At 37.2% G+C, this 23,999-nt stretch carries 25 protein-coding genes and 1 riboswitch; of the genes, 9 read left to right on the forward strand and 16 right to left on the reverse strand.

The genetic code is table 11. The features are described 5' to 3' along the window. Positions 1–89 precede the first annotated feature (89 nt). Positions 90–1,340, forward strand: coding sequence for a Y-family DNA polymerase (locus NYQ66_RS08715; protein WP_259869172.1), 1,251 nt, complete (start codon positions 90–92; stop codon positions 1,338–1,340). A gap of 274 nt (positions 1,341–1,614) precedes the next feature. Here NYQ66_RS08715 and NYQ66_RS08720 read toward each other — a convergent pair whose 3' ends face one another. The 6 genes from NYQ66_RS08720 to NYQ66_RS08745 all read right to left on the reverse strand — a co-directional run bounded on the left by NYQ66_RS08720 (position 1,615) and on the right by NYQ66_RS08745 (position 8,740). Next, positions 1,615–2,166 carry a GNAT family N-acetyltransferase gene (locus NYQ66_RS08720; protein WP_259868881.1) on the reverse strand — a complete coding sequence of 184 codons (552 nt, stop codon included), beginning with the start codon at positions 2,164–2,166 and terminating at the stop codon, positions 1,615–1,617. A gap of 43 nt (positions 2,167–2,209) precedes the next feature. Further along, positions 2,210–3,691, reverse strand: a complete 1,482-nt coding sequence (locus NYQ66_RS08725; protein ID WP_259868882.1) for an o-succinylbenzoate--CoA ligase — start codon at positions 3,689–3,691, stop codon at positions 2,210–2,212. Between the two features lie 152 nt (positions 3,692–3,843). Next, positions 3,844–4,662 (reverse strand): 1,4-dihydroxy-2-naphthoyl-CoA synthase, encoded by an 819-nt coding sequence (gene menB, locus NYQ66_RS08730; protein WP_259868884.1) that lies wholly within the window; start codon positions 4,660–4,662, stop codon positions 3,844–3,846. Between the two features lie 139 nt (positions 4,663–4,801). Beyond that, complete coding sequence (gene menH / locus NYQ66_RS08735; protein ID WP_259868885.1) at positions 4,802–5,602, reverse strand: 2-succinyl-6-hydroxy-2,4-cyclohexadiene-1-carboxylate synthase; 801 nt, start codon at positions 5,600–5,602, stop codon at positions 4,802–4,804. Between the two features lie 4 nt (positions 5,603–5,606). Further along, complete coding sequence (gene menD / locus NYQ66_RS08740) at positions 5,607–7,346, reverse strand: 2-succinyl-5-enolpyruvyl-6-hydroxy-3-cyclohexene-1-carboxylic-acid synthase (protein WP_259868886.1); 1,740 nt, start codon at positions 7,344–7,346, stop codon at positions 5,607–5,609. Then, positions 7,343–8,740 (reverse strand): isochorismate synthase, encoded by a 1,398-nt coding sequence (locus tag NYQ66_RS08745; RefSeq protein WP_259868887.1) that lies wholly within the window; start codon positions 8,738–8,740, stop codon positions 7,343–7,345. The genes menD and NYQ66_RS08745 overlap by 4 nt, the downstream gene beginning before the upstream one ends. Before the next feature lie 366 nt (positions 8,741–9,106). Between NYQ66_RS08745 and NYQ66_RS08750 the strand changes: the two genes are divergently transcribed. Together NYQ66_RS08750 and NYQ66_RS08755 are read left to right on the forward strand one after the other, a co-directional pair. Next, positions 9,107–10,054, forward strand: coding sequence for a 1,4-dihydroxy-2-naphthoate polyprenyltransferase (locus NYQ66_RS08750; RefSeq protein WP_259868888.1), 948 nt, complete (start codon positions 9,107–9,109; stop codon positions 10,052–10,054). Between the two features lie 60 nt (positions 10,055–10,114). Beyond that, complete coding sequence (locus NYQ66_RS08755) at positions 10,115–10,501, forward strand: hotdog fold thioesterase (protein ID WP_272479959.1); 387 nt, start codon at positions 10,115–10,117, stop codon at positions 10,499–10,501. A gap of 49 nt (positions 10,502–10,550) precedes the next feature. On the opposite strand, the gene NYQ66_RS08760 is transcribed toward NYQ66_RS08755, so the two are convergent. Beyond that, complete coding sequence (locus tag NYQ66_RS08760) at positions 10,551–11,126, reverse strand: ECF transporter S component (protein WP_259868889.1); 576 nt, start codon at positions 11,124–11,126, stop codon at positions 10,551–10,553. Positions 11,127–11,274: 148 nt separating this feature from the next. After that, a riboswitch (FMN riboswitch) is annotated at positions 11,275–11,422 on the reverse strand. Between the two features lie 63 nt (positions 11,423–11,485). Then, complete coding sequence (locus NYQ66_RS08765) at positions 11,486–12,544, reverse strand: M20/M25/M40 family metallo-hydrolase (protein ID WP_259868891.1); 1,059 nt, start codon at positions 12,542–12,544, stop codon at positions 11,486–11,488. A gap of 170 nt (positions 12,545–12,714) precedes the next feature. Here NYQ66_RS08765 and NYQ66_RS08770 point away from each other — a divergent pair, with 170 nt between their 5' ends. Continuing rightward, complete coding sequence (locus NYQ66_RS08770) at positions 12,715–13,716, forward strand: potassium channel family protein (protein WP_259868893.1); 1,002 nt, start codon at positions 12,715–12,717, stop codon at positions 13,714–13,716. On the opposite strand, the gene NYQ66_RS08775 is transcribed toward NYQ66_RS08770, so the two are convergent. Together NYQ66_RS08775 and NYQ66_RS08780 are read right to left on the reverse strand one after the other, a co-directional pair. Then, positions 13,708–14,109, reverse strand: a complete 402-nt coding sequence (locus NYQ66_RS08775; RefSeq protein ID WP_259868894.1) for a YugN-like family protein — start codon at positions 14,107–14,109, stop codon at positions 13,708–13,710. The genes NYQ66_RS08770 and NYQ66_RS08775 overlap by 9 nt on opposite strands. A gap of 148 nt (positions 14,110–14,257) precedes the next feature. Next, positions 14,258–15,604, reverse strand: coding sequence for a glucose-6-phosphate isomerase (locus NYQ66_RS08780; RefSeq protein WP_259868896.1), 1,347 nt, complete (start codon positions 15,602–15,604; stop codon positions 14,258–14,260). A 242-nt stretch (positions 15,605–15,846) separates the two neighbouring features. Between NYQ66_RS08780 and NYQ66_RS08785 the strand changes: the two genes are divergently transcribed. Further along, positions 15,847–16,086: a DUF378 domain-containing protein gene (locus NYQ66_RS08785; protein ID WP_259868898.1), complete on the forward strand. Its 240-nt coding sequence runs from the start codon at positions 15,847–15,849 to the stop codon at positions 16,084–16,086. Between the two features lie 47 nt (positions 16,087–16,133). Here NYQ66_RS08785 and yugI read toward each other — a convergent pair whose 3' ends face one another. Beyond that, entirely contained in the window at positions 16,134–16,532 is a 399-nt protein-coding gene (gene yugI, locus NYQ66_RS08790; protein ID WP_259868900.1) for a S1 domain-containing post-transcriptional regulator GSP13, read from the reverse strand. Between the two features lie 320 nt (positions 16,533–16,852). On the opposite strand from yugI, the gene NYQ66_RS08795 reads away from it, so the two are divergent. Further along, positions 16,853–17,677, forward strand: a complete 825-nt coding sequence (locus NYQ66_RS08795; protein ID WP_259868902.1) for an alpha/beta fold hydrolase — start codon at positions 16,853–16,855, stop codon at positions 17,675–17,677. Positions 17,678–17,738: 61 nt separating this feature from the next. After that, on the forward strand, positions 17,739–18,911 hold the full coding sequence (locus NYQ66_RS08800) for a MalY/PatB family protein (RefSeq protein ID WP_259868903.1): 1,173 nt from the start codon (positions 17,739–17,741) through the stop codon (positions 18,909–18,911). Between the two features lie 425 nt (positions 18,912–19,336). Here the strand turns inward: NYQ66_RS08800 and NYQ66_RS08805 are convergent, their stop codons facing one another. Together NYQ66_RS08805 and NYQ66_RS08810 are read right to left on the reverse strand one after the other, a co-directional pair. Further along, positions 19,337–19,912, reverse strand: coding sequence for a superoxide dismutase family protein (locus NYQ66_RS08805; RefSeq protein WP_259868905.1), 576 nt, complete (start codon positions 19,910–19,912; stop codon positions 19,337–19,339). Positions 19,913–19,990: 78 nt separating this feature from the next. Beyond that, complete coding sequence (locus NYQ66_RS08810; protein WP_259868906.1) at positions 19,991–20,194, reverse strand: hypothetical protein; 204 nt, start codon at positions 20,192–20,194, stop codon at positions 19,991–19,993. 119 nt (positions 20,195–20,313) lie between these two features. Between NYQ66_RS08810 and NYQ66_RS08815 the strand changes: the two genes are divergently transcribed. Then, positions 20,314–20,703 (forward strand): kinase-associated lipoprotein B, encoded by a 390-nt coding sequence (locus tag NYQ66_RS08815; RefSeq protein WP_259868908.1) that lies wholly within the window; start codon positions 20,314–20,316, stop codon positions 20,701–20,703. A gap of 94 nt (positions 20,704–20,797) precedes the next feature. Here the strand turns inward: NYQ66_RS08815 and NYQ66_RS08820 are convergent, their stop codons facing one another. The 3 genes from NYQ66_RS08820 to NYQ66_RS08830 form a co-directional block, all read right to left on the reverse strand. Further along, positions 20,798–21,976 carry a cation:proton antiporter gene (locus tag NYQ66_RS08820; RefSeq protein ID WP_259868911.1) on the reverse strand — a complete coding sequence of 393 codons (1,179 nt, stop codon included), beginning with the start codon at positions 21,974–21,976 and terminating at the stop codon, positions 20,798–20,800. Between the two features lie 7 nt (positions 21,977–21,983). Continuing rightward, positions 21,984–22,472 (reverse strand): cation:proton antiporter regulatory subunit, encoded by a 489-nt coding sequence (locus NYQ66_RS08825; RefSeq protein ID WP_259868913.1) that lies wholly within the window; start codon positions 22,470–22,472, stop codon positions 21,984–21,986. 199 nt (positions 22,473–22,671) lie between these two features. After that, on the reverse strand, positions 22,672–22,935 hold the full coding sequence (locus NYQ66_RS08830; protein ID WP_259868916.1) for a phosphocarrier protein HPr: 264 nt from the start codon (positions 22,933–22,935) through the stop codon (positions 22,672–22,674). Between the two features lie 308 nt (positions 22,936–23,243). On the opposite strand from NYQ66_RS08830, the gene deoD reads away from it, so the two are divergent. After that, positions 23,244–23,951 (forward strand): purine-nucleoside phosphorylase, encoded by a 708-nt coding sequence (gene deoD, locus NYQ66_RS08835; RefSeq protein WP_259868919.1) that lies wholly within the window; start codon positions 23,244–23,246, stop codon positions 23,949–23,951. The last annotated feature ends 48 nt before the right edge of the window (positions 23,952–23,999 follow it).

The raw sequence follows: 23,999 nt of genomic DNA on the forward strand, positions 1-23,999 counted from the left end.
ATTTTAACACTTTTAAAAAAAGGTGAAGCGAGTTATACTATTAAACACGAACAAATGTTCTTTTTTTTTAGAAAGGAGCCTCCTCTTTGATTGACTACAACCATTACCCTAGAAATGATGTCCTTTGTATAGATATGCGCTCTTTTTATGCAAGTGTAGAATGCGTCAAGCGTGGACTTGACCCGCTGAAAGCTATGTTGGCGGTGGTTGGGGACAAAAATCGCTCTGGTAGTATTATTCTTGCTGCCTCACCCGAATTAAAGAAAAGACATGGCGTGAAAAATGTTAGTCGTTATTTTGATTTACCAGACGATCCAGCTATTCATGTCGTGGATGCTAAGATGGGTGATTACTTAAAAGTTTCTGTTGAAATAACAAAATTGGTAAATCAATATGTACCAAAAGAGGCGATCCATCAGTATTCGGTGGATGAATTATGGGTCACTGTAAATGGACTTCATAAATTATACGGGAACCGTTGGAACGTTGCCAATATGATTAAACAAGAACTATACGAAACGATGGGACTTACTTGTTCTATCGGTATCGGTGATAATAAATTTTTAGCAAAAGTCGTGATGGATTTATATGCGAAACAAACAGGAATTGCAGAATGTACATACGAAGACGTCCAGGAAAAGCTTTGGCCTACACCTGTGGAAGACATTTGGGGAATCGGAAAGCGAATGATGCGTAATTTAAACCGGATGGGGATTGTCACTCTAGGACAACTAGCCAAATACCCTTTGGATCGGTTAAAAAAGCGATTTGGCGTCATGGGGGAGCAACTGTACTGGCATGCATGGGGAGTTGATCTAAGTCCAGTCATTGGTAATTTCCAAAAGCAAGAGCAGAAAGGATTTGGACATGGCATCACTCTATTAAGAGATTATCAGCAAGGCGAAGTGTTTGCCTGCATACTCGACCTGGCTGAGGAAGTGTGCCGACGTGCGAGAACTGCAGGAAAAGCAGGACGTACGATTCATTTAGGTATTGGATACTCTCAAGAAACTGGTGGTGGATTTAGCCGGTCACGCTCGGTGGATTTACCAACAAATGTAACCTTGGATATATATAATGTTTGTATGCAACTTTTCAATGAATTTTATGATCGAAGAAGCAAGATTCGTCGGGTATTTGTAACGTTAGATCATTTGTATGATGATGAAGAAACGCAACTTGATCTATTTGAGGATAAAACAAAGCGAAAAGATATCGGTTACGTAATGGATCAAATAAGAGATCATTATGGTTCGACCGCACTTTTACGTGCAACTAGTTTTACCGACGCTGGTGTTACGATTGGACGAAGCCAAAAAATCGGTGGGCACAAAGCGTAAGAGACTGCTAGGCATAACCTTCTGACAAAGTAGTCCGTAGTTGACCTCACCTCGGACTTGAAATCGAACAAGGAGCTAATCTTTGTCCGTAGTTGACTCAACCTCGGACTACAAAAACAGCTAGGAGCTAGTTTGTGTCCATAGTTGATCCAACCTCGGACTAGAAATAGAGCATGAAACTATTTTTTGTCCGAAGTTAGCCTAACCTCGGACTAGGCAAGAGCAGAAAAGCCACAAACAGTCCGTAGTTGGCCTCAATCAACTAAGGCACTACTCACTCGTTAGTAATAAGCATACTTTCTTCCCATTCTTCACGCAGTAAACCCATGCGAATAGAGTCATAATACGTCCCATTATAATACCTACATTTCCGTAAACGGGCTTCCATCGTCATTCCAAGCTTTTCCCCTACTTTTATCATCCGCTCATTGCCAGACCATGTCGTGTAGCCCACTCGTACGAGTGGTAGGGTATTAAATAAGTGGTTGATCCACATCACCAGCGCTTTTGTACCATATCCGCCGTTCCAATAGGTAGGATCATAGATTCCAATACCCATCTCAAGCCAATTAGAAGGTTTATGTTCCCAATAATAGCCAACAGTACCAACGACTTTATCCTCGACCAAAATAACCCAACGATCATCTTGATCAATGTATTGACCTTTATGTGCTAAAAACGCCTGCTTTGGAATTTGTTTATGTTCAAAATAAGGAGCATCCCACTTTTTCCATTCTGGTGATGCAACGCCATACATTAATTCCCAAAGTGGTAACAAATCTTTTTCCTCAATTGACCTAATTGTTACATTATCGTTTGTGTACATAAGAACTCCTCTCCTTTTTTTCTAATCAGTAAGGATAGAGCAACTACTCTTCCTCTTTATATAACAGATCCACCAGTTTATGACGAACAAGCTTGTTTGAAGCATTTCTTGGTAAAGCGTCTAGAAAATATATATGTTTTGGTGTTTTGTATTTAGCCAATTTTTCCAAACAATAAGCGATAACTGCAGATTCATGAAGGCTATTTTCATTTTTCACTACAAAAGCGACCGGTACTTGTCCCCATTTCTCATCGTCTTTACCTACAACGCCCGCTTCCACAATTCCAGACATACCTAAAAGAACATTTTCAATTTCAGCTGGATAAATATTTTCGCCACCAGAAATAATTAAATCTTTTCTACGATCTACAACATAAAGAAAACCTTCATTATCAAGATAACCTAAATCCCCCGTTGCAAGCCAGCCATTATGAAAGGACTTAGAATTAGCTTCGTCATTTTGATAATATCCAGGCGTTACCATCGGCCCCTTTACGAAAATTTCACCGATTTCGTCATTCGTAATCACGGAATCTTGATTAACAATTTTAAGTTGGGCTGGAAATAAAGGTTTTCCTGCAGATCCTAATTTCCTTAGAGCATCACTAGGACTAAGTGTAACAATCTGTGAAGACGTTTCGGTCATCCCATACGTTTGATAGACAGGTACAAGACAAGCCTTTGCTTTTTCAAGTAGCACTTTTGGAGCAGGTCCACCACCTAATAACATACACTTGAATGCTTCAGGATACGTTTGTTCTCCTAGCCTATCAATTAAACGATCTAACATAACAGAAACAACAGATACAATGGTGACACCATTTTCTACTATGCCCTGATGAACTTTATCTGCATCAAAATGATCTAATAGATAGACGGGCATCCCGTAAATCACGCTTTTCATTAAGATAGAAAAACCACCGACATGAAACAGTGGTAAACTTGCCAGCCACTTATCCCGGGGATCTAAGCCCAAATTTAATGCAGATGATATCGCACTCCACCAATGGTTCCCAAATGTATGTTGAACCCCTTTTGGAAAACCAGTTGTTCCAGAAGTATAGATAATAGTGTACGTATCTTCTAATGCTATTTCTTTTTTAAGCGAAAGCTGTTTTTCATCTAGACGAGACACTTGTTCAAATGATTGAACCTCACACTGCCTAGATTGAGCTATTTCAACTCCATTTTCATATAAATCGTCTCCTGTTAAAACAAAAGACACATTAGAGTCGGTTAATTGATATACGATTTCTTGGTTAGATAATCTAGTATTTAACAATACTACAACGGCTCCGATATAACTTAACCCATGTATAGCGGTAACCATATCTATGGAATTGTTAGAATAGATGGCAATAGCATCTCCAGGCATCACTCCTAGTTGAGCTACTTTACGCGAGAAGGACTGTGCTTGGTCTCTTAATTGCTTAAAAGTAATTGACCCATTCATTGGATGTTCGATTGCTGTGTCGTCTGGTGACAATGCTGCTCGCTTGTCTAACCAGTGTTGCATGATTTCCATTGGTAAGCTCCCCTTCTTCCAAATTTCTCTTTACAAAAATAAACTTCTTTAATAATAACAAACAATGATGATTTGTGGGTATTTTACACTTTCGACAGCACAATAAAAAGGCCAACACACTAATTGTGTATTGACCTCTCTGTAGCTTGTCCTTATGGAAAACGAGGGAACTGCTTGAAATCTGGATCGCGCTTTTCTTTAAATGCATCGCGACCTTCTTTTGCTTCATCCGTTGTGTAATACAATAACGTAGCATCTCCACCCATTTGTTGAAGACCTGCTAAGCCATCCGTATCTGCATTGAGTGAAGCTTTAAGGAAACGAAGTGCAGTCGGTGATTTTGCTAACATTTCTTCACACCACTGAACTGTTTCTGCTTCCAATTGCTCTAAAGGAACCACTGTGTTAACTAGTCCCATATCAAGTGCTTCTTGTGCGTTATATTGACGGCATAAGAACCAAATCTCACGAGCCTTCTTATGACCAACAATACGAGCTAAGTATCCAGCGCCGTAACCCGCATCAAAGCTACCTACTTTAGGTCCTGTTTGTCCAAAAATAGCGTTATCTGCAGCAATCGTTAAATCACAAACGACATGTAACACATGCCCTCCACCAATTGCATAACCAGAAACCATTGCAACTACAGGTTTCGGAATGACACGAATCAAACGCTGTAAGTCTAATACATTAAGACGCGGTATTTGATCTTCCCCAACATAACCACCATGTCCACGAACTTTTTGGTCTCCACCAGAACAGAATGCATCATCACCAGCACCTGCTAAAACGATCACACCTACGTTAGAATCATCTCTTGCAAAAGCAAAAGCATCAATTAGCTCATTCACTGTTTTCGGACGAAACGCATTACGCACTTCTGGTCGATTAATCGTAATTTTTGCTATACCATTGTAAGTTTCGTATAGAATATCTTCATATTTTCTTTCATTTACCCATTCAATTGCCATATCATTTTCCTCCATTCTTACGACTGCTAGTTTGTTTGCCCAGTTATAAAAGCCTTCTAGTTATGATCAACTAAGAATAAAATAGCATCTAAATTACTTTAGGATAACCGGGCGATTTCCTATACGATCAGTAAATGATTTATTTACTGCGCATAAAATCTCTTACTATTGTATCAAATTTTTCAAATTGTTCCACATGTACTGCATGGCCAGCGTCAGAAATTACCTTTACATGACTGTAACGTAGGTTCTCAGCCATTTTAGTGGCTATACGTATAAATTTTTCATCTAATTGACCTACTACTAATAAGACATTTACAGACAAGCTAGGTAACTGGTCCCACCAAGAAGGTTGAGCCCCAGTCCCCATTCCTCTAAGGGAGGCAGCTAATCCTTTTTCAGATTGATTTAGGCGTTCTTGTCTTATAAGCTGTCTGTGGTGCTCAGGGAGCTTCTTTTGACTTTCAAACAAAGGGATGTTCTCCCAATACCGAACAAATGCCTCGATGCCCTCTTTCTCTAGTCTTAAGGCCAACGCTTCATCTTTTGCTTGCCTCGCTACCTGTTCGTTCACCTCTTGTAGACCAGGAGAACCACTTTCTAAAATAAGCGATTCCACTTTTTCTGGATACAACATTGCAAAAGATAAGGCAGCTCTCCCTCCCAAAGAATAGCCAATAAAATGAGCGGAAGGAAGGGATAGCTTCTCAAGTAGTTGACTTATATCTTTGCAGAACTCCTCCATACTGACCGGATCGGTTAACTCCGTCTTACCATGTCCAGGAAGATCAACCAATATCAACCTATTATCTGATTTCCAAGACTCTACAAACGCATCCCACGTATGAGAAGATCCTGTGAATCCATGAAACAAGACAATAGGGTTACCGTTGCCTTGCTCTTGTACCCAATATTTTCTGTTATTGAGTGTATAATACACCAACTCACCCTTTCAGAAAAATCTTCGATAAGTGTTCCTCAATACGTTGCCATTTTTGTTTATGCCATCTTACATTCTCACTGCGATCCGTTAAGACTTCAATAACAGAAAGGCCCTTGTATGCATAACTATCCATTAAAGACTGCCGGTACGCGTCCAAATTCATCGGTTGATGATACTGAGCGCCATACATGTTTATCACATGTTTAAAATCAATATGTAATGGCGTGCCAAATAATACTTCAAAATGCTCGGAATTCTCATTTGCTTGCGGTAAAAATGAAAAAATACCGCCCCCGTTATTATTTACAAGTACAATCGTTAAGTTGATTTGATATTGTTTTGCCATAAGCAGTGCATTTGTGTCATGAAAGAAAGATAAGTCACCGATCAACAAGCTAACTTGATTGCCATTTGCAGCAGCACCAAGTGCACTGGACGTTATTCCATCAATTCCATTTGCACCCCGATTACCTAAGGCTATAATTTTTTTATCCAAAGTCATAAAAAAAGTATCTAAGTCTCGAACAGGCATACTATTACCAACATAAACTGTACTTGAATCCGGAACCATGTCAATCAATTCTTTTGCCACTATGCCTTCTGTTAATAGCTCGTCTTCTTCTGTCAAAATCGATTTCGTTACATTATTCATCTCTGTCCAAGTTTCCATCCATGGCGATTCATAAGTAACAGTCTCTTTTGCTAAAACAGTACACAATTGATGTGGGTCAGCGTAGATAAATTGAACGCGCTCACCCGTAGGTTCTCTATACCCTTGTTTCGATTCAACAATGAAATGGTCAATCTCTTTATTCTCTTGGAGATAAAGTAGGTATGGTTTAGAAATAGGCATAGCACCAAAGCGAATAATAAAATCGGGTTGAAGCTTTTCCCTTATATTTTTACTCTTTAGTATTGCATCATATCCTTCAATGATATGCGCTTTACGATGATCCCCAGCCCGAAGTTGAGACAACGGATCGGCCAAGATTGGAATATTCCACGACTCTGCAAGTTGAACAACTGCTTTTGCAAGCGAAGTGTCTTCCTGTGGCCCACAGACAATTAAGCCGCGTTTATGTTGCGAAAGTTGAGCAATAAGCGATTGCACCTGCTGTTTTCCGATGACTTGTGTCCCCTCTATGCTAACCTGATAAGCTCCATTATTCTTCTCGCCCCAAAGGTTTGGGAGGCTAAAGTCAGGTACAAGTGGTTCTCGAAGCGGAAAATTCATATGTATCGGACCTGCATTTGCTTGCTGAGCAGTATGAAAGGCCCGAGATGCTTTGTTTCTTACATAGCTAAATTGTTTGTCTGAACCATCGGGAAGAGCCATTTCATGAAACCATTTCACATAGTTTCCATACAAATGTATTTGATTAATTGCTTGGGGTGCGCCAACATCCCTTAATTCATGTGGTCGGTCAGCTGTTAAAATTAACAAAGGAACCCTGCTATAATAAGCCTCAATTATAGCAGGATAGTAATTAGCTGCAGCAGTACCAGACGTACATACTAACGCAACAGGTCTTTTTTCTTGTTTCGCCATTCCTAAAGCGAAAAACGCTGCGGAACGCTCATCCATGTTTACCCAATGATGAATCGAATCGTGCTCTGCAAACGTCATAGCTAAAGGAGTAGACCGTGAACCTGGTGAAATTACCACATCTCTTAAACCACTTTGATACAACTCATCCACAAAATTTGCAACATATCTTGTTAAGATTTCTTTGTGATTCATGATGCCCCTCCTAGTACAGATAGCATTGGTGTAAACTTTATATTCGTTTCTTGATATTCCGCTTCTGGCTCAGATTCTTTAACTACTCCGCATCCCGCAAACAAGGATGCTTTTTTACCATTTATTAAAGCAGATCGGATCGCTACAGCAAATTCGCCATTTTGATGCGGGTCAAACCATCCGATTGGAGCACCGTACCATCCTCGATCTAATAACTCATTCTCCCTAATAAACGCTAAAGATTTTTCTCTAGGTAAACCACCAAGAGCAGGAGTTGGATGCAACCTTTTTACAATATCAATAATCGTATATTCTCTTTTTAATACAGCTTTTACTGGTGTGTATAAGTGCTGCAAATTCTTAAGTGGGTATAAAACAGGTTGGTTCGGCACTTGAATATCCTCACAAGAAGATGAGATGGCCTCATGAATCATCTGTACAACAAATTCATGTTCTTCACGGTTTTTCACATCATTCAGCAACTCTAAACCAATCTGCTCGTCTTCTTCACGCGTATCCCCTCTTGGAGCAGTGCCAGCAAGACAAGTAGACAATAATTGTTGATCATGAACGCGAACTAACCTTTCGGGTGTAGCCCCGAGAAAGCAGGATTGACTATTTTCAAATGCAAACACATAGCTATTCGTTTGCGTTTTAATTAAATTATCAAGGATAGGTGCTACATCTGTCTTTCGTTCAAAGGTTACTTGCATTTCTCTCGCTAGTACAATCTTATCTGCATAACCATTTTTTATTTCTTCTGTTGCTTTTGAAACCATTTCCTTCCACTTTAAGGGCTCAATTTCATGCTTTGTTTTAATTGTTGGGCCGTTAGCAAGTGGTGTAGTTCTATTTAACAACAACTGCTTGTTTGTCTCTATCTCATATAAAAGTTGTTGCGGATGATCTTCTGGACAAACCACGAGGTTAATCGTTAGATAATATTTTCCTTTTTCGATCGTTAATAAATAAGCTGGTATTCGAAATTGACTTGTTTCAAAGTCTTTCCATAGGGCAGTTCTTTGTTTCGATGGATCAAAAGAAAAGCCCCCCATAGCAATAGGACCTGTCCCAGCGACTTGATGGGGATTAAACATGATTACTTCTGATAGCATTTGCTTCCATTTTTGTTCAATCTGCTCAAATCGTTTCAATGATGCGTGTGCAGACAAGGCGAAAGCTTCACCAACGCCTACTAAATAGAATTGGTCAAATGGGCTTGTCCAGAATACTCTTTCTCCCTGCATCTCTTTTGCATGGTTAAAAAAAGTAATCGGATCTATTTTATCAATAGTATCGGTTATACTTAACATTTGGGCTGTTTGTTTATGTTTAGCTAGTAAGATGGACTCATGGAGAGCATCTTCTAGGCTTTTTATTTCCGTCTGAATCATTAAAGACCCTCCAATATTCATAGGGGCAAAAGCCACACACTTCATACATGCGTGTTTCATTATATTATAAACGAAATCTGATTTAAATAAATAGTATTTGCCTGTAAATCATTCCCCTTATCTATTTTATTCTCTTTCCACCTGTTTCTCAACAATTGGTACTATTTCCTAGTAATTATAAGTTTTGATAATTGACACCTCTAGACGAATTACCTACACTATAAATGATGTCTAAAACTAAATCATTGTTATTACGAATAAAGCTTCTTATGCTAAGTCGTTATAGTAACAGGTTTTGCATTTCGCATATCTACTATCTGTAACAAAATATAGAAAAACAGATAGGGTAAAAAGGAGAGACAAGTTATGCAAACAGTAGAAAATAATACAATAAAGAACTCCTTAAATGAAAAAGACGGCTTTCATATTTGGTGGAGATTATTACGACCACACACGTTGACCGCGTCCTTTATTCCTGTATTTATTGGATCTATGCTAGCCATACTGGATGGCAGTATTAACTATCTATTATTTTTGGCAATGCTAATCGCCGCTATAATGATACAGGCAGCAACAAATATGTTTAACGAGTATTACGACTACGTACGCGGTCTGGATAATGAGAACTCTGTTGGGATAGGCGGCACAATTGTTCGCGATGGAATAAAACCTAAAACAGTACTTATTTTAGCTTGTTCTCTATTCGCAGCTTCTATGTTATTAGGTGTTTATATTTGTTTAGAATCAAACTGGTGGGTATGTGCAGTTGGACTTGTTTGTATGTTATTTGGTTATTTATATACAGGTGGGCCACTTCCAATTGCATATACACCACTTGGAGAGTTGTTTGCGGGTTTCCTTATGGGAACAATGATTATTGGAATTAGTTATTATATTCAAACCTTATCTATCCCTGCAAACATGGTGTTGATTTCTATACCAGTCTCCATTTTCATTGCGACTATACTATTATCAAACAACATCCGAGATCTGGATGGTGATAAAGAAAATGGTCGAAAAACAATTGCTATCTTAATCGGTAGAAAGAATGCAATAAGCTTGTTAGCCGGTAGTTTTGTAGCTAGTTACATCATTACCATAGTTTTAATTATTGCAGGAATTTTACCACTTTGGTCTTTCATCACACTTCTAAGTGTAGGACAAGCATTGAAAGCTGTAAAAAGATTTATTGGTAAGTCAACTAATGTAGAGATGATTCCAGCAATGGTCGCAACTGCAAAAACAAATACCATTTTTGGTGCATTGCTTGGTATTTCATTACTCATTCAAATATTTATCCCATTTTCTTTTTAACGACAAGTGATCTACTTGTCGTTTTTATTACCTACTTTTTTTGAGAGAGGAAGCAGATAATTGGATTTTTCTAATACATTGATGGAAGCATTAGGCATGGAGATAATGAAAACAGAGAAACAGTTAGTTGAAATAAAGATGCCCGTGGATCATAGGACAAAGCAACCAATGGGCTTTCTACATGGCGGAGCAAGTGTAGCTTTAGCAGAATCCGCAGCAAGTATCGGAGCATTGTTACAAGTGAATCCCAACGAGTCAAGAATCTTCGGGATTGAAATTAACGCGAACCACATTAAAAGTAAACGCGATGGTTGGGTAATCGGTAGAGCTACTCCAGTTCATATTGGTAAACGGACGATGGTATGGGAAATAAATATTGTAGATGAACAAGATGTGTTAATTTCTATATCTAGATGTACGATTGGCGTTGTTCCAATAGCTAAATAACCAACCAAAGTAAAAAGGCTACCACATTGTTGGTAGCCTTTTCCTTTATTTATATAAAGGAAGCTCTTTTCCTTTCAATCCACGTTCGAAGTTTAGTAAACAATACTAGGAACACAACCCCTACTATGACTCCTTTAATGATATTAAACGGCGTAATACCGGCAGTTACCGTTGCCCATTTCACTGTTGGTAACGCCATTGCTTCTATATCCATAATCGCGCTATATACAGGTAGGAAAACAAAATAATTTAGTACTCCCATTCCAATCGCCATTGAGATTGTACCGACAATAATTCCAGTTATGAGACTATTTACACCTTTAAACTTATGGTAGAACATCGTCACAGGTACCACAAACAAAATTCCTGCACAGAAGTTTGACACAGCACCGACAGGGTCACCTGCTCCTGTAAAGATGAGGTATAAAACATTTTTCAGGCCTTCTACAACTACTGCAGCAACTGGGGTAAATAACAACCCAGCAATTAAAGCAGGTACGTCACTAAAATCAATTTTCAAGTACGCATAAGCAGGAAGTACGGGGAAATTTAGAAACATTAGCACCACAGCAATCGTACTTAGTAAAGCAAGAATAGTAAGTTTTAATAATTTTGATGATTTCATCACCAATTCCTCCTCCATCTTTATCGATTCTATACTTTTTGATGAAGGGAGAGCACTGCCCTGAACAACAGAAAAACCCTAAAACCTATGGGGCTTTAGGGTACACTTATATCAGGAAATAAAGGTATAGTTAAAATACCTTTTTGCTCCTTATCTTCTCCCATCCAGACTTTAACTGTCGGTCCCGGATTTGCACCAGGTCCACCGTCTCCAAAAAAGGAAACGGGTCACGGACTAAAAGTGTAGCTACACTTATCACCGTCGGTCGGGAATTTCACCCTGCCCCGAAGATAGAATCGATATTTATTTATAAACTTATTATACAATAAACACTTAAGTTTGTGAAGTGATAAACATAATTAATCTTCTAAAGGATTTAAACTTTCTTGACCAGATAGATCTTCAATCATTTTTACGATTAATTCAATTTCTTCTTCGATATCTTTTATACTAGCTGTCTCCACAGGTGAATGCATATATCTAAGCGGCAGAGAAACTAAACTAACTGGAACACCTTTACCTGTTAGACGCATTTTATCTGCATCCGTCCCAGTAGCACGAGGTGTTAATTCATACTGCACGTTCATGTTCATAGAGCGAGCCGCTTTTTCTAACAGTCTATTCATTTTAATATTAATTGGTGCACCTTTGGCTAATACAGGGCCTTTTTCAAGCTTTATGTCACCATATTTATTTTTATTTACACCAGGATAGTCTGTTGCAAAGGTAACGTCACATGCAATTGCCATGGTAGGTTCAATTCCAGCAGCTGCAAAATATGCTCCGCCCATATTTGTTTCTTCGTTTACCGTACTAGCAGCATAAACTCCAACGTTTAAATTTTTATCTGAAAGTCTACGCAAGACTTCAGCTACGATAAACGCACCAGTACGATTATCCAAACCTCGACCAGCTATATAACGATCCATCAAGATCTCTGGCTCACGTTTATAGACTGCTAAATCACCAATTTGCACAAACTTTTCCATTTCTTCTTTAGACTTTGCACCACAATCGATAAATAGATCTTCTAATTCAAAATCACCTTTTATCCCACCGTGATGTTGGGCATTAACTCCAATAACACCAGTAATCGATCCATTAAAGCCTAACACTTCTACTTTCATACCAATTGCTGCTTTTGGATTAATCCCACCCATTTTATCAAAATGTAGGAATCCTTGTTCGTCAATTCGATTGATCACTAAGGCAATCTCATCACAATGTCCTGCCAAAAGAACTTTAAATGGAGCATCTTTATTCAGTACGCCTATGGCATTTCCTGCATTATCCGTAATTATGTCTTCCGCAAACGGCTTAACGTATTCGATCCATTTCTTTTGTATATCCATTTCCATGCTTGATGGGGATGGTGTTTTTAATAATTCAATTAAAAAGTCTTGGTTCATTTTATGCATATGTATGACCTCCTTGTTATCTCTATGTATCATATCAGAAAGTACAAAAATTTCTAAATAAAATACTTCTAATACCAGAAGATACGCAATTTTATTTTGTTACCTATAACTTCTACTAATTTTGTCCATACTGAATGAAGTAGTTTCAATAATGAATTTAGGTGAAAAAAATGAACTTATTTAAATTTTGGCAGTTTTACTTTCATTTGCCAGTATTAGTCAGACTTTTATTAACCGTTTTACTAACGATGTTTCTATTCGGTATAACGATCCACCTTATTGAACCAAATCATTTTCCTCATATTTTTGATGGTATATGGTGGGCATTTGTGACGGGATCAACTGTTGGTTATGGAGATTATGTTCCGCTTAGCACACTTGGAAAAGTAATAGCCATCTTACTTATTCTTACAGGTGGGGGTCTAGTCACATTCTATATGGCAACTATTTCTGCTAGCACGATAAATCATGAAAATGAATTGTCCAAGGGATCTATTACGTTTAAGGGGAAAAACCACATTATTTTTGTTGGTTGGAATGAGCGTACAAAACAATTAGTAAAAATGATTACGGAACGAGATATACGAGAGCAAATTGTGTTAATCGATAAAACATTATCGAATTTACCCTATTCAAAAAATACGGTGCATTATATACGAGGGGATGCTTCCGAAGACGAAGTCCTTGAAAAAGCAAATATAAAAGAAGCCAAATATGCCATTATTACATCTGACCCTTCCAAACAAGAAAGACAAGCAGATCAAACGACTATTTTGACTACAGTAGCAATGAAAGGAAATAATCCTGACTTGTATATTGTCTCTGAGATCTTAACCAAAGAACAGGTAACCAATGCAACACGAGCAGGGGCAAATACGGTGATACGCTCTAATGACTTTATGAGTACGCTTTTTTTTCATGAGTTATTTCGCGATACTCCAGTAAAACCATTTGATGTTTTATTAGAAGTTCTATCTAGTCAACAGTTTGAGCAGTTGCTATTACCTAATGAAATGGTTGGGAAAACCTTTCTTGAATGTTCTGATCATTATGTTGCGAAAGATTTTTTACTTATTGGAATGATCAATGAGGAAGAGTTGAAACTCAACCCTTCCTTTGATATAAAATTAAAAAGTGGTGATATCTTAGTAGGACTATCTAAATTAAAGTAATAAGTGCTCGACATGTTCAATTAGCTTTTTCCCTTTTTCCACATATTTGTCAGGGACCTCAGCATCCGGCTCCACCGGTTCCTGAAACTGGTTAAACGAGCCTTGTAGCACACCATTGTCAGCAAAAGTATCAATTCCTGCTTCATACTTGTGTGTAAGAATATATGGTGTACCTAAACGGACGATGACACCTGGAGAATCCAATAATCCTTGCTCTGCCGTTATTGGAATACGAATAAATTGATAGCCGTCATCATCTGCCATTTTATAATCAATCGTTCCTTGTTCATAATCCCAGTTGCCACCAATCACATAGCCTAACGGTTTTAGTCTTTTTTCTATCTCATACAGTGGTAAAACGTGATTTTCAAGCTCAGAAGTTATAGGGATCATTGTAGTTATGCTCCTTTTTTCTTATTACTTTACCCTACAATGCCACTTTTATAACATCCGCTACTATTGTTTACATGTTGAGATAACCTATTTCAATATAAAAGAAGAAGGCTTGGTAACAAGTACCAAACCTTCTTCTTATTGTTAATTAAAGTCTCTTCTCTAACTTAGCCTTCTCTTCCTCAAATCCAGGTTTACCTAATAATGCAAACATGTTTTTCTTATATGCTTCAACACCTGGTTGGTCAAATGGATTAACTCCTAATAAGTATCCACTTAACGCACATGCTTTTTCAAAGAAATAAACGACATATCCAAATGTAAATGCATCTAATTTTGGAAGGTGAACAATTAAATTAGGAACTTGTCCATCTGTGTGCGCAAGCATTGTACCTTGATATGCTTTTTCATTTACAAAATCAACTGTTTTACCTGCTAGATAATTTAATCCATCAAGATCTTGGCCTTCTTTTTCTAAAGTAATATTCGATCTTGACTCTTCCACATGTAAGACTGTTTCAAACAAGTCTCTGCGACCTTCTTGTACATATTGTCCTAAGGAATGAAGATCTGTTGAAAAGTTAGCAGATGAAGGGAAAATACCTTTAAAGTCTTTTCCTTCACTTTCTCCAAATAATTGCTTCCACCATTCTGCAAAGTACTGTAATCCCGGCTCATAGTTGATTAACATTTCAATCGTTTTACCTTTGTTGTAAAGAACATTACGTACAGCAGCATATTGGTATGCTGGATTTTTTTCTAAATCTGCTTCACTTAATTCGTTTTGTGCTTGTTGTGCACCTTTCATCATATCGTCAATATTAACGCCACTAACTGCAATAGGTAGTAATCCAACCGCTGTAAGAACGGAATAACGTCCACCTACATCATCAGGAATAATGAAGCTTTCGTATCCTTCTTCAGTTGCTAATGTTTTCAAAGCACCTTTTGCTTTATCTGTTGTAGCATAAATACGGCCCTTCGCTTCTTCTACACCATATTTTTCTTCTAAAAATTTTCGATATAATCGGAATGCGATAGCTGGTTCAGTAGTCGTACCACTTTTTGAAATAACGTTAACAGAAACATCTTTATCTTTTAACACATCGAAAAGGTCATTCATGTATGTAGAGCTAATGTTATTACCTACAAAAAACACTTGTGGATTACCTCTTTGTTCGGAAGAAAGCGCATTGTAAAAAGAATGATTTAACATTTCAATTGCAGCACGTGCACCTAAATACGAACCACCTATTCCAACCACTAAAAGTACATCGGAATCTGATTTTATTTTTTCAGCAGCCTTTTTAATTCGGCTAAATTCTTCTTTATCGTAGTTCTCAGGTAAATCAACCCAACCAAGAAAGTCATTTCCAGCTCCAGTTTGATTATGGATTGCATCATGAGCAAGCTTTACTGGTTCTTTTAGATAGTCCAATTCATGTTTCCCAAAGAAAGATAGTGCTTTATCGTACTCAAAACGTACATGTGTCATTCATTGCCCTCCTAATTTAGAAAAAATTATCTCTTCTATTAATGTACCTAAAGGTGGTAAGTAAATCAAGTAAACGATAGGACATGCTTGTAATAGTAAAATGCTTACGAATGTATAATTTCACATTTTAGAGTCAACATATAGATGAAAGTTACTATTTATATGTTGATTATTGTACAATGCGCCATGCAAAAAAAGTGGCGCTTTACAAATAATTATCTAATAAAAGGAGGACAACAAACATGAGTGCTCTTCAGCGTATCGCATTACTGTTAGTAATAATAGGCGCGATTAATTGGGGACTTATTGGTTTGTTTCAATTTGACTTAGTAGCAGCTATTTTTGGCGGCGGCGAACAAAGTGGTGCCTTTGCCAGAATTATTTACACACTAGTAGGTATTAGTGGCCTAGTTACCTTATCACTGCTATTTAAGCCATCTGAAGAATTGGCTGATCGAAGAGAGCCCCGAACAGACAGATAAGGAAGAAAAAAAACCTTTCGGATCATTCCGAAAGGTTTTTTCTTTGTTTACTTTTTAAAAGTGTTTTCACGTTCTTCTGATTGTTTAATCCAATCTGTAAGCTTATCCTTTAACGTATTAAAACCAGGCTCTGGATTTCCTTGTTGAGCTACAGCTTGTTTTTTCGGTTGCTGCTTTGGTTTATTTTCTGTTTGTTGAGGTGCATCTTGAGTTGCACGAATGGATAGTGAATATTTTTTATTTTCTTCATCAATGCTAAGAATTTTCGCCTTAACTTCATCACCAACAGATAGAAATTCATTAATATCTTTTACATATCCATGAGTTACCTCAGAGATATGAACTAACCCTTGTATTTCATCATTTAAAGCGACAAATACGCCGTATGGTTGAACACCTGTTACCTTACCTTCAATAATCTGTCCTACAGTAAATTTATCTGACATTTGAACACTCCTGACTTTTTCATAACTATACACAATTATTAATTTTAACATAGTATTAGAAAAATACGCAAAGATTATTATTTCGTATACCCTGTCCCATAGAAGTTGAACCAAAAATCACTAAAATAACAAAATAAAAAGTTTAATGTTACGTAATAATGGTAATACTTATAAACGAAAGACTTTCTCGTATTCCCCCTGTGTAGCAAAGTGATTACGTAATCACTTTGCTTTTTTTATACTTCTAAACTTTTTTACACTATACGCTAATTCGGTATCACAATAAATAAAAACACAATATGGGAGGAGTTTTACCTTTCATGAACAATAATAATCAGAAAAAGTTAAATTATAAGGGAACAAACATCTCTTACCAATTGTATAAAAGTACTAATAATGATAAACCCTACTTAATCTTTATTCATGGATTTTTGTCATCACAATTTAGCTTTAGAAAAATGATCCCACTTTTATCAGACCAATTTAACATCATCACAGTCGACCTACCACCTTTTGGAGATAGCGATAGAATAAAATCCTTTGAATATTCGTATAAAAACATGGCGGATCTAATTATATTTTTTATGGATTACTTTAAAATAAATAGCGCTTATTTGTTAGGACATTCCATGGGTGGACAAATCGCACTAACTTGCGCCTATCATTACCCTGATCGAATAAAACAGTTAATTTTACTTGCTCCATCTTGTTATATGATAAAAGCAGATTATTTATCTTACTATGCTAGCTATATACCCTTTTTCCGATTTTTTTTGCGCAAACTTATGAAAAAAAAAGGGGTATATGAAATGATCCGACAGACTTTATACCATGATGAACTCATAACCGAGGAAATGATTGAAACTTATAAAGCACCCTTCTTGGATAGCAAGATGTATATATGTTTAACAAAAATGATTCGGGATCGTGAAGGTGATCTGAGTGTTGATTGCATAAGAAATATAAAGACAAAATGTTTATTATTCTGGGGAAAATATGACGAAATACTGCCCATATCCACTGCTTATCAGATGGCGAAAGATCTATTGGATGTTGATTTATGCACCTTTGACTACGCAGGTCATTTGTTATGTGAAGAGGTACCTCACGTTATATGTGATCGAATCCTTGCTCAATGCCAATAATTTATCATTTATTAGAAAAGTAATTATAATAAGGGTAGATCGTTAAGAAGGGGGAAAACACATGTCAATCTTTCATAATGTTCCTAATCGTATTGGAACACGTTCTGTCAAATGGGATTTAGTAAAGAATTTATATGGATCTGATGAAATCCTACCAATGTGGGTAGCAGATATGGACTTTAGTGCTCCAGAAGCTGTTACAACAGCTTTATCGGAAAGAGCAAAACACGGTGTTTTTGGTTATACCTTTACGGACTTAAAAATTCATAAATCTATCACTAATTGGATTAACGACCGTCATGGATGGGAGGTTAGTCCATCATCCTTATACTATAGTCCTGGAGTTGTTACTACGCTACATATGGCTGTTCAGGCTTTAACAAAAGCCGAAGATGCTATTCTGATACAAACACCGATCTATCCTCCCTTTTATGATATTGTGGAGAGTCATGGTCGTAAATTAGTCACCAACTCCCTTCTCTTAAAAAATAATCGGTATGAAATCGACTTTGATGACTTTGAAGAAAAGCTAAAACAAGGAGTAAAAGCCTTCATCTTATGTAATCCGCACAATCCTGTTGGGAGAGTCTGGACACAGAATGAACTGAAGAGAATGGCAGAATTATGTCTCCAGTATGACGTTATGATTTTTTCAGACGAGATTCACGCAGACCTTATTTACAAGGGTTCGAAGCATATACCTATCGCGTCATTATCAGAGCGTACGGACCACGCCACAATTACTTGCATGTCACCAACAAAAACATTTAATCTCGCTGGTTTACAAGTTTCCTATGCTGTTATTTCTGACAAAGAGAAAAGAGATGCGATTAGTGCGTTTTCTAAAACGCAGGGAATTATGATGTTAAATACAATGGGGATAACCGCACTAGAGGCCGCCTATACAGATGGAGAGAATTGGTTAGAAGGGTTAATGGAGACGCTTGAGAATAATAAAACACTTGTTAACAAAGCGTTCGAAAATCGAAGTGAAATAGATATCATCGATGCAGAAGGAACGTACCTACTGTGGATGGACTGCCGCAATATGGGATTTCCTCATGAAGATCTGAAGAAATTTATGCAGGAGAAAGCAAAAGTTGGATTAAACGATGGCATAACTTTTGGTAAAGAAGGCGAAGGATTTATGCGCATGAATATAGCCTGCCCATCTGCAGTCGTAGAAGATGGCCTAGACAGAATTATAACTGCTTTGGATCAATATAGGCAGTGATCGATACTGAGCAATAACATAACTATTGCACTTGTTACGCTAGTAACTGCGTCTTGATAAAGACTTGGATGTAGCCATATAAAACTGCTATTAAGAGTAGTATATTTCTGCTAAGAAGAGTTTGCAAAACGACGTAGTTACTTTATCATTAACTAGACAGCCAATTTTAGCGTAGGCAGAATGCGGAGACTCCTGCGGGAACAGCGCGAGCCGAAGATCCACTCAGGAGCGCTCTTTGCTACTGAGTTAGCTGAGGCCGTGCCCGCGGAAAGCGACGTATTCTGACGAAGCGGCATATTAGCACTCAACCCATAAAGACCGTAAGGAAGTTACTGCACAGTTTATGAAAACTGTGTAGTAGGATAAATAAGGCTTTTGCAATATAGTAAAACAAAGAGGAATAGGTACGTAGAAGTGTACGTTACCTATTCCTCTTCCTCATTGGATTCTGTTGGGTCTGTCGGTGCTTCACCTTGGTTCCCTTCACTTAATGAAATAACACCACAAGCAATTCTATTTCCTGCATCTCCTGCAGGTTGGCTTACACCATCATCTTGCTTCTCATGGATAACAATTGATGTACCATCTTGCTGTAACAGAGAATTTTTACCGTCAGTCAAAGTTGCACCACTTAATGTTAATTCAGCTTCTACTGTCCCATCTTCTCCAACTTCAATGTTTGGCATATCTCCTAGATGTGCTCCATCTGGGTGCATTAGTCCATGTTCATTTCCTTCTGTATCAAAATGATTTCCAGCTGATTTAAAATCTGGTCCCTCACATGTTGGAAACTCATGAACATGTATTCCATGTAAGCCAGGTTCTAATCCTTCTACAGACACCTCTACTTTAACACCATCAGATTCCTCTGATAACTTAACTGTGCCAATAGAATCGTCGGAACTATTATAGATGGTTAGATCTAAGGGTGAGCGGTCATCTGATTGACATGAAGCTAATAGAAGCAAAACGAGCACCAAAGCAAAAGATAACTTTTTCATAACATACGTCTCCCTTCTTCGTTTCTTTGTCTAGTATTACCAAGAAAGAAGCCGCATAATCTTATAAGATCTTAATCACTACTGATGATTATTATTTTTATCCGCGTTTTCTGTTATCGTTTCATGCTTGTTAAACCGAGCTTCGATTTCTTTTTCTTCTTTCTTGGATGCTTTATAAATAAGATACATCGTTACAACTGCACCGATTGCAAAAATGACGAGACTAATTACTGCCGGGATATATTTAGTTTTATCTTCTGGAAAATATAAGAACTCCATCATGTTTATCACGCCCTTTTCCGTCGAAAACTACCTGTATTATACGACTAAATCGTAAGACTTGTACAATGAATAACACTTTAGCTATGATAAAAACAAATAAATTTTTGGAGGTAATACGATTGGATCACGCAACAATAGGACAAATTGTGAAAGCCCATTATAAATCTGGTACATATATAGGTGAAGTAATGGAAGAAAGAGGAGAGAACTACCTTATAAAAGTGCTAGCCGTTATCAAGCATCCACTTCAAGGCGATTTGCATAATTACGGAAAAACAGAAGATGTATTTTTTCATCAGCGGAAAGCACTAAGTTATCAAGAAAAGATGAATGTGTCTAAACCAGCAATCCATCCATTTGAGGAAGATGTTCCAGATTATTTGGATTCATTAAAACTAGCGATCGACCAATTAAGGACAAAGCTTTCGAAAGAAAATAAACCTTTTAATGAAGCTGCTTTACGCAGCCTAGACCAGTTAGAACAAGAATATTTTAAAAAAAGAAAATAACAAAAGCAAAGAGGTACCAGTATTCGGTACCTCAGCTTAAACTCTCTATTAATTTATAGGACTTATATTTCAATTATAATACATGAACTTTCCATTAAGAGCCTGGCACTCGCAGATCTTTTTTCTTCGGCTTTTTCTTCCCATATACTTTATTGGCTATTTTGGGTGCCTGATCAAATAAAACCATTCCTACGAATGCAGCAACAATAACGTATATACCACCTAATACTTTTGCGGTTCCTGTGGCAATACTGGCAATAACAACCGAAAACTCACCCCGAGCACAAAGGGACAAGCCTGCTCTTAATGATACTTTTTTCGAAAGACCATACCATCTTCCGCCAATTATTCCTACTAATACTTTAGCAATCATGGACCAAATTAGTAATGTAGCTAAGAAAACAGGCATCGGAAATCCTTCCCCAAGCTCGACCGATGTACCAAAGTAAACAAAAAATGTCGGTAACATTAAGTCTCTAATCGGTAACACCGTGTGTTCGACTTTTTCAATTTTACCTATCTCTGCTAACATCATACCCGCTAAGAATGCTCCAAGCACTTCGGAAAGACCTAACCATAAAGCTAGTCCACCAAAAGCTACAGCAATCCCGACTAGTAAAGCTATTTTAAAATCCTCATCTTCTATTCGATCTAGGAATCTTTCAAAATGTTTAAATAATGTTTTTCCAAGAATAATTGCTAAAGCAATTAAGCCAATGACTTTTGCCATAATATAAAAGAGATCTGTTGGGGCAAAGTCTCCGCCTGTACTTAAACCAATTAAAACTGCGATTACAATTGGTGCAACTAGATCTTCAAAAATTAGAATAGCTAGCATAAACTCAGTTTCTCTATTAGCCATACGACTTTTATCATCAAGTAATTTTGCTGTTATGGAAGAACTCGTCGCATACGCAATTCCACCAATTATAAAAGCAGTAAATAGATCCATTCCAAAACCTAGTGCAATTAGCATGGAAACACCAAGGCTTAGGAAGACATCTAATAGTCCGGATGGCCATATTTTTTTAGCAATAGAACCTAATCTTTTTACACTAAACTCTAATCCTAATAAGAAAAACAACAACACAATTCCAATTTCACTCGCAAAATGTAAAATCTCGTTATGATGTAACCAGTCTGCAATCACAACACCGAATATGATATATAGAATGACACCCGGGAAGTTAATTTTTAAACTAAGAAAACCTAAATAAAATATACCGAGTAGAACTAATCCTGCACCTAGTAATGTTGGAAAATCACTTAGCAAAATATAATCATTCCTCTCCCTTGCACAAAGCTTCAAGTGACGCTATTTGATCTTTTTTTCCGATAGACATAAGCACATCTCCCGGCTTAAGCTTTCTGTTTACATCTGGGATCGCAATCATTTCTTCCCCTTGTACCACACCAATGACAGTTGCACCAGTTTTGTTTCTAACCTCTGATTCCTCTAATGATTTGTTAGCAATTGGTGATTTATCCGAAAGTGTTATATAATCCAACACAATTTGTTTTTTGAACATTTTAAGTTGGTCAATATTAACAGGTTGATACGTTGCACCTAATAGTTGTGCACCTAATGCTCTTGTTTCGTCTGGAGTTAGATCCATTGCGAAATCCGCCTCATCACTATCTGCGTCATCAAAGAAATACAACTCTCTTTTCCCCGTATGATGCACAACAATAACTAGCATACTGTCTTCTGCCGTTTTCAACGTTATTTTTTGCCCTATTCCTGGTAACTGTGATATTGATACATCCACTACTAAACACCTCTTATTTTCCCTTAATACTTCTACCATAATGGTTAAACGACTTTATGTCGATATGTAATAGTTTATTCTTGTGTAGATACTTCGTGTACATATGCACACTTATAATTCCACTAATTTCACTATATTAAACGTTTAGTTTTTCACATAAAAAAAGCTAGAAAGAATACTTTCCAGCTTTTATAATGTATTATTCACCTAGGTGTTCACCGATTGTTTCAGCGATACCGTCTAGGGCTTGCTCTTCATCTGTACCATCAGCAGTAATAACTACTTGTGCTCCCTTAGGTACACCTAAAGACATGACACCCATGATAGATTTCAAATTCACCGTTTTACCATTGTACTGTAATTCGATGTGTGACTCATACTGTCCTGCTTTATTCACTAATAGTGTAGCTGGTCTAGCATGAATACCGGTTTCATCTGTAATTGTAAAAGTACGCTCTTTCATCCATAATTCCTCCCTTTATAATCCAAAACATATAAAATATGTCTTTAGTAAATCGATTTTTCAAAGTACTAATACACTTATTATATACGAAAAAGTTTAGTTTAGAAACAATATTGCAAGGATAATTTACAACGAAGTGAAAAATGAGGCGGTGATTTTCAGGTATTATCGCCCTATAAAATGTACAACCTAGAAGAAGTAAGAACTATTTGTGTTATAAAAGGCATTATGATACGTTATTTTTATTGGTTTTCTTTTATGGTTTAAATAAAGTAATGATTTGACTTGAAATGTAGGAGGATATGAAAATGAGTGTACATATTGGTGCTAAAAAAGGAGAAATCGCTGATAAGATATTATTGCCTGGAGATCCACTCCGAGCAAAATATATTGCTGAGACCTTCTTAGAGGATGTTACTTGTTATAATGAAGTTAGAGGGATGTATGGTTATACTGGTACATACAAGGGAGAAAAGGTATCTGTACAAGGAACTGGCATGGGGGTTCCGTCAATCTCTATTTATGTGAATGAACTAATACAAAGCTATGATGTAAAAAAACTTATTCGTGTTGGAACGTGTGGTGCGATTCAAAAAGATGTGAAGGTTAGAGATGTTATTTTAGCATCCACATCTACAACAGATTCACAGATGAATCGCATGGTATTTGGAGGTATTGATTACGCACCAACGGCTGACTTCAACTTATTAAAAACGGCGTATGATGCTGGTACGGAAAAAGGACTTAAACTTCGGGTTGGCAATGTTTTTACTAGCGATAGTTTTTATAGAGATAGTGGACTTGAATTATTTGAACTTTTAGCTAACTACAATGTTCTTGCTGTTGAAATGGAAACAACTGCTTTGTACACATTAGCAGCAAAATATGATCGACAAGCGTTATCGGTATTAACTGTTTCGGATCATATTTTAACTGGTGAAGAGACAAGTGCGGAAGAACGACAAACAACCTTTAATGACATGATTCATGTAGCTCTTGATACAGCAATCAAATAAGGTATAATTTTACTACGCTTGAGTGTAGCTTTCCTTAAAGGACTAGCT

Origin of the sequence: Aquibacillus koreensis (genome assembly GCF_025154055.1) — a bacterium.
In the GTDB taxonomy this organism is placed as follows: Bacteria; Bacillota; Bacilli; order Bacillales; family Amphibacillaceae; genus Aquibacillus_C; species Aquibacillus_C koreensis.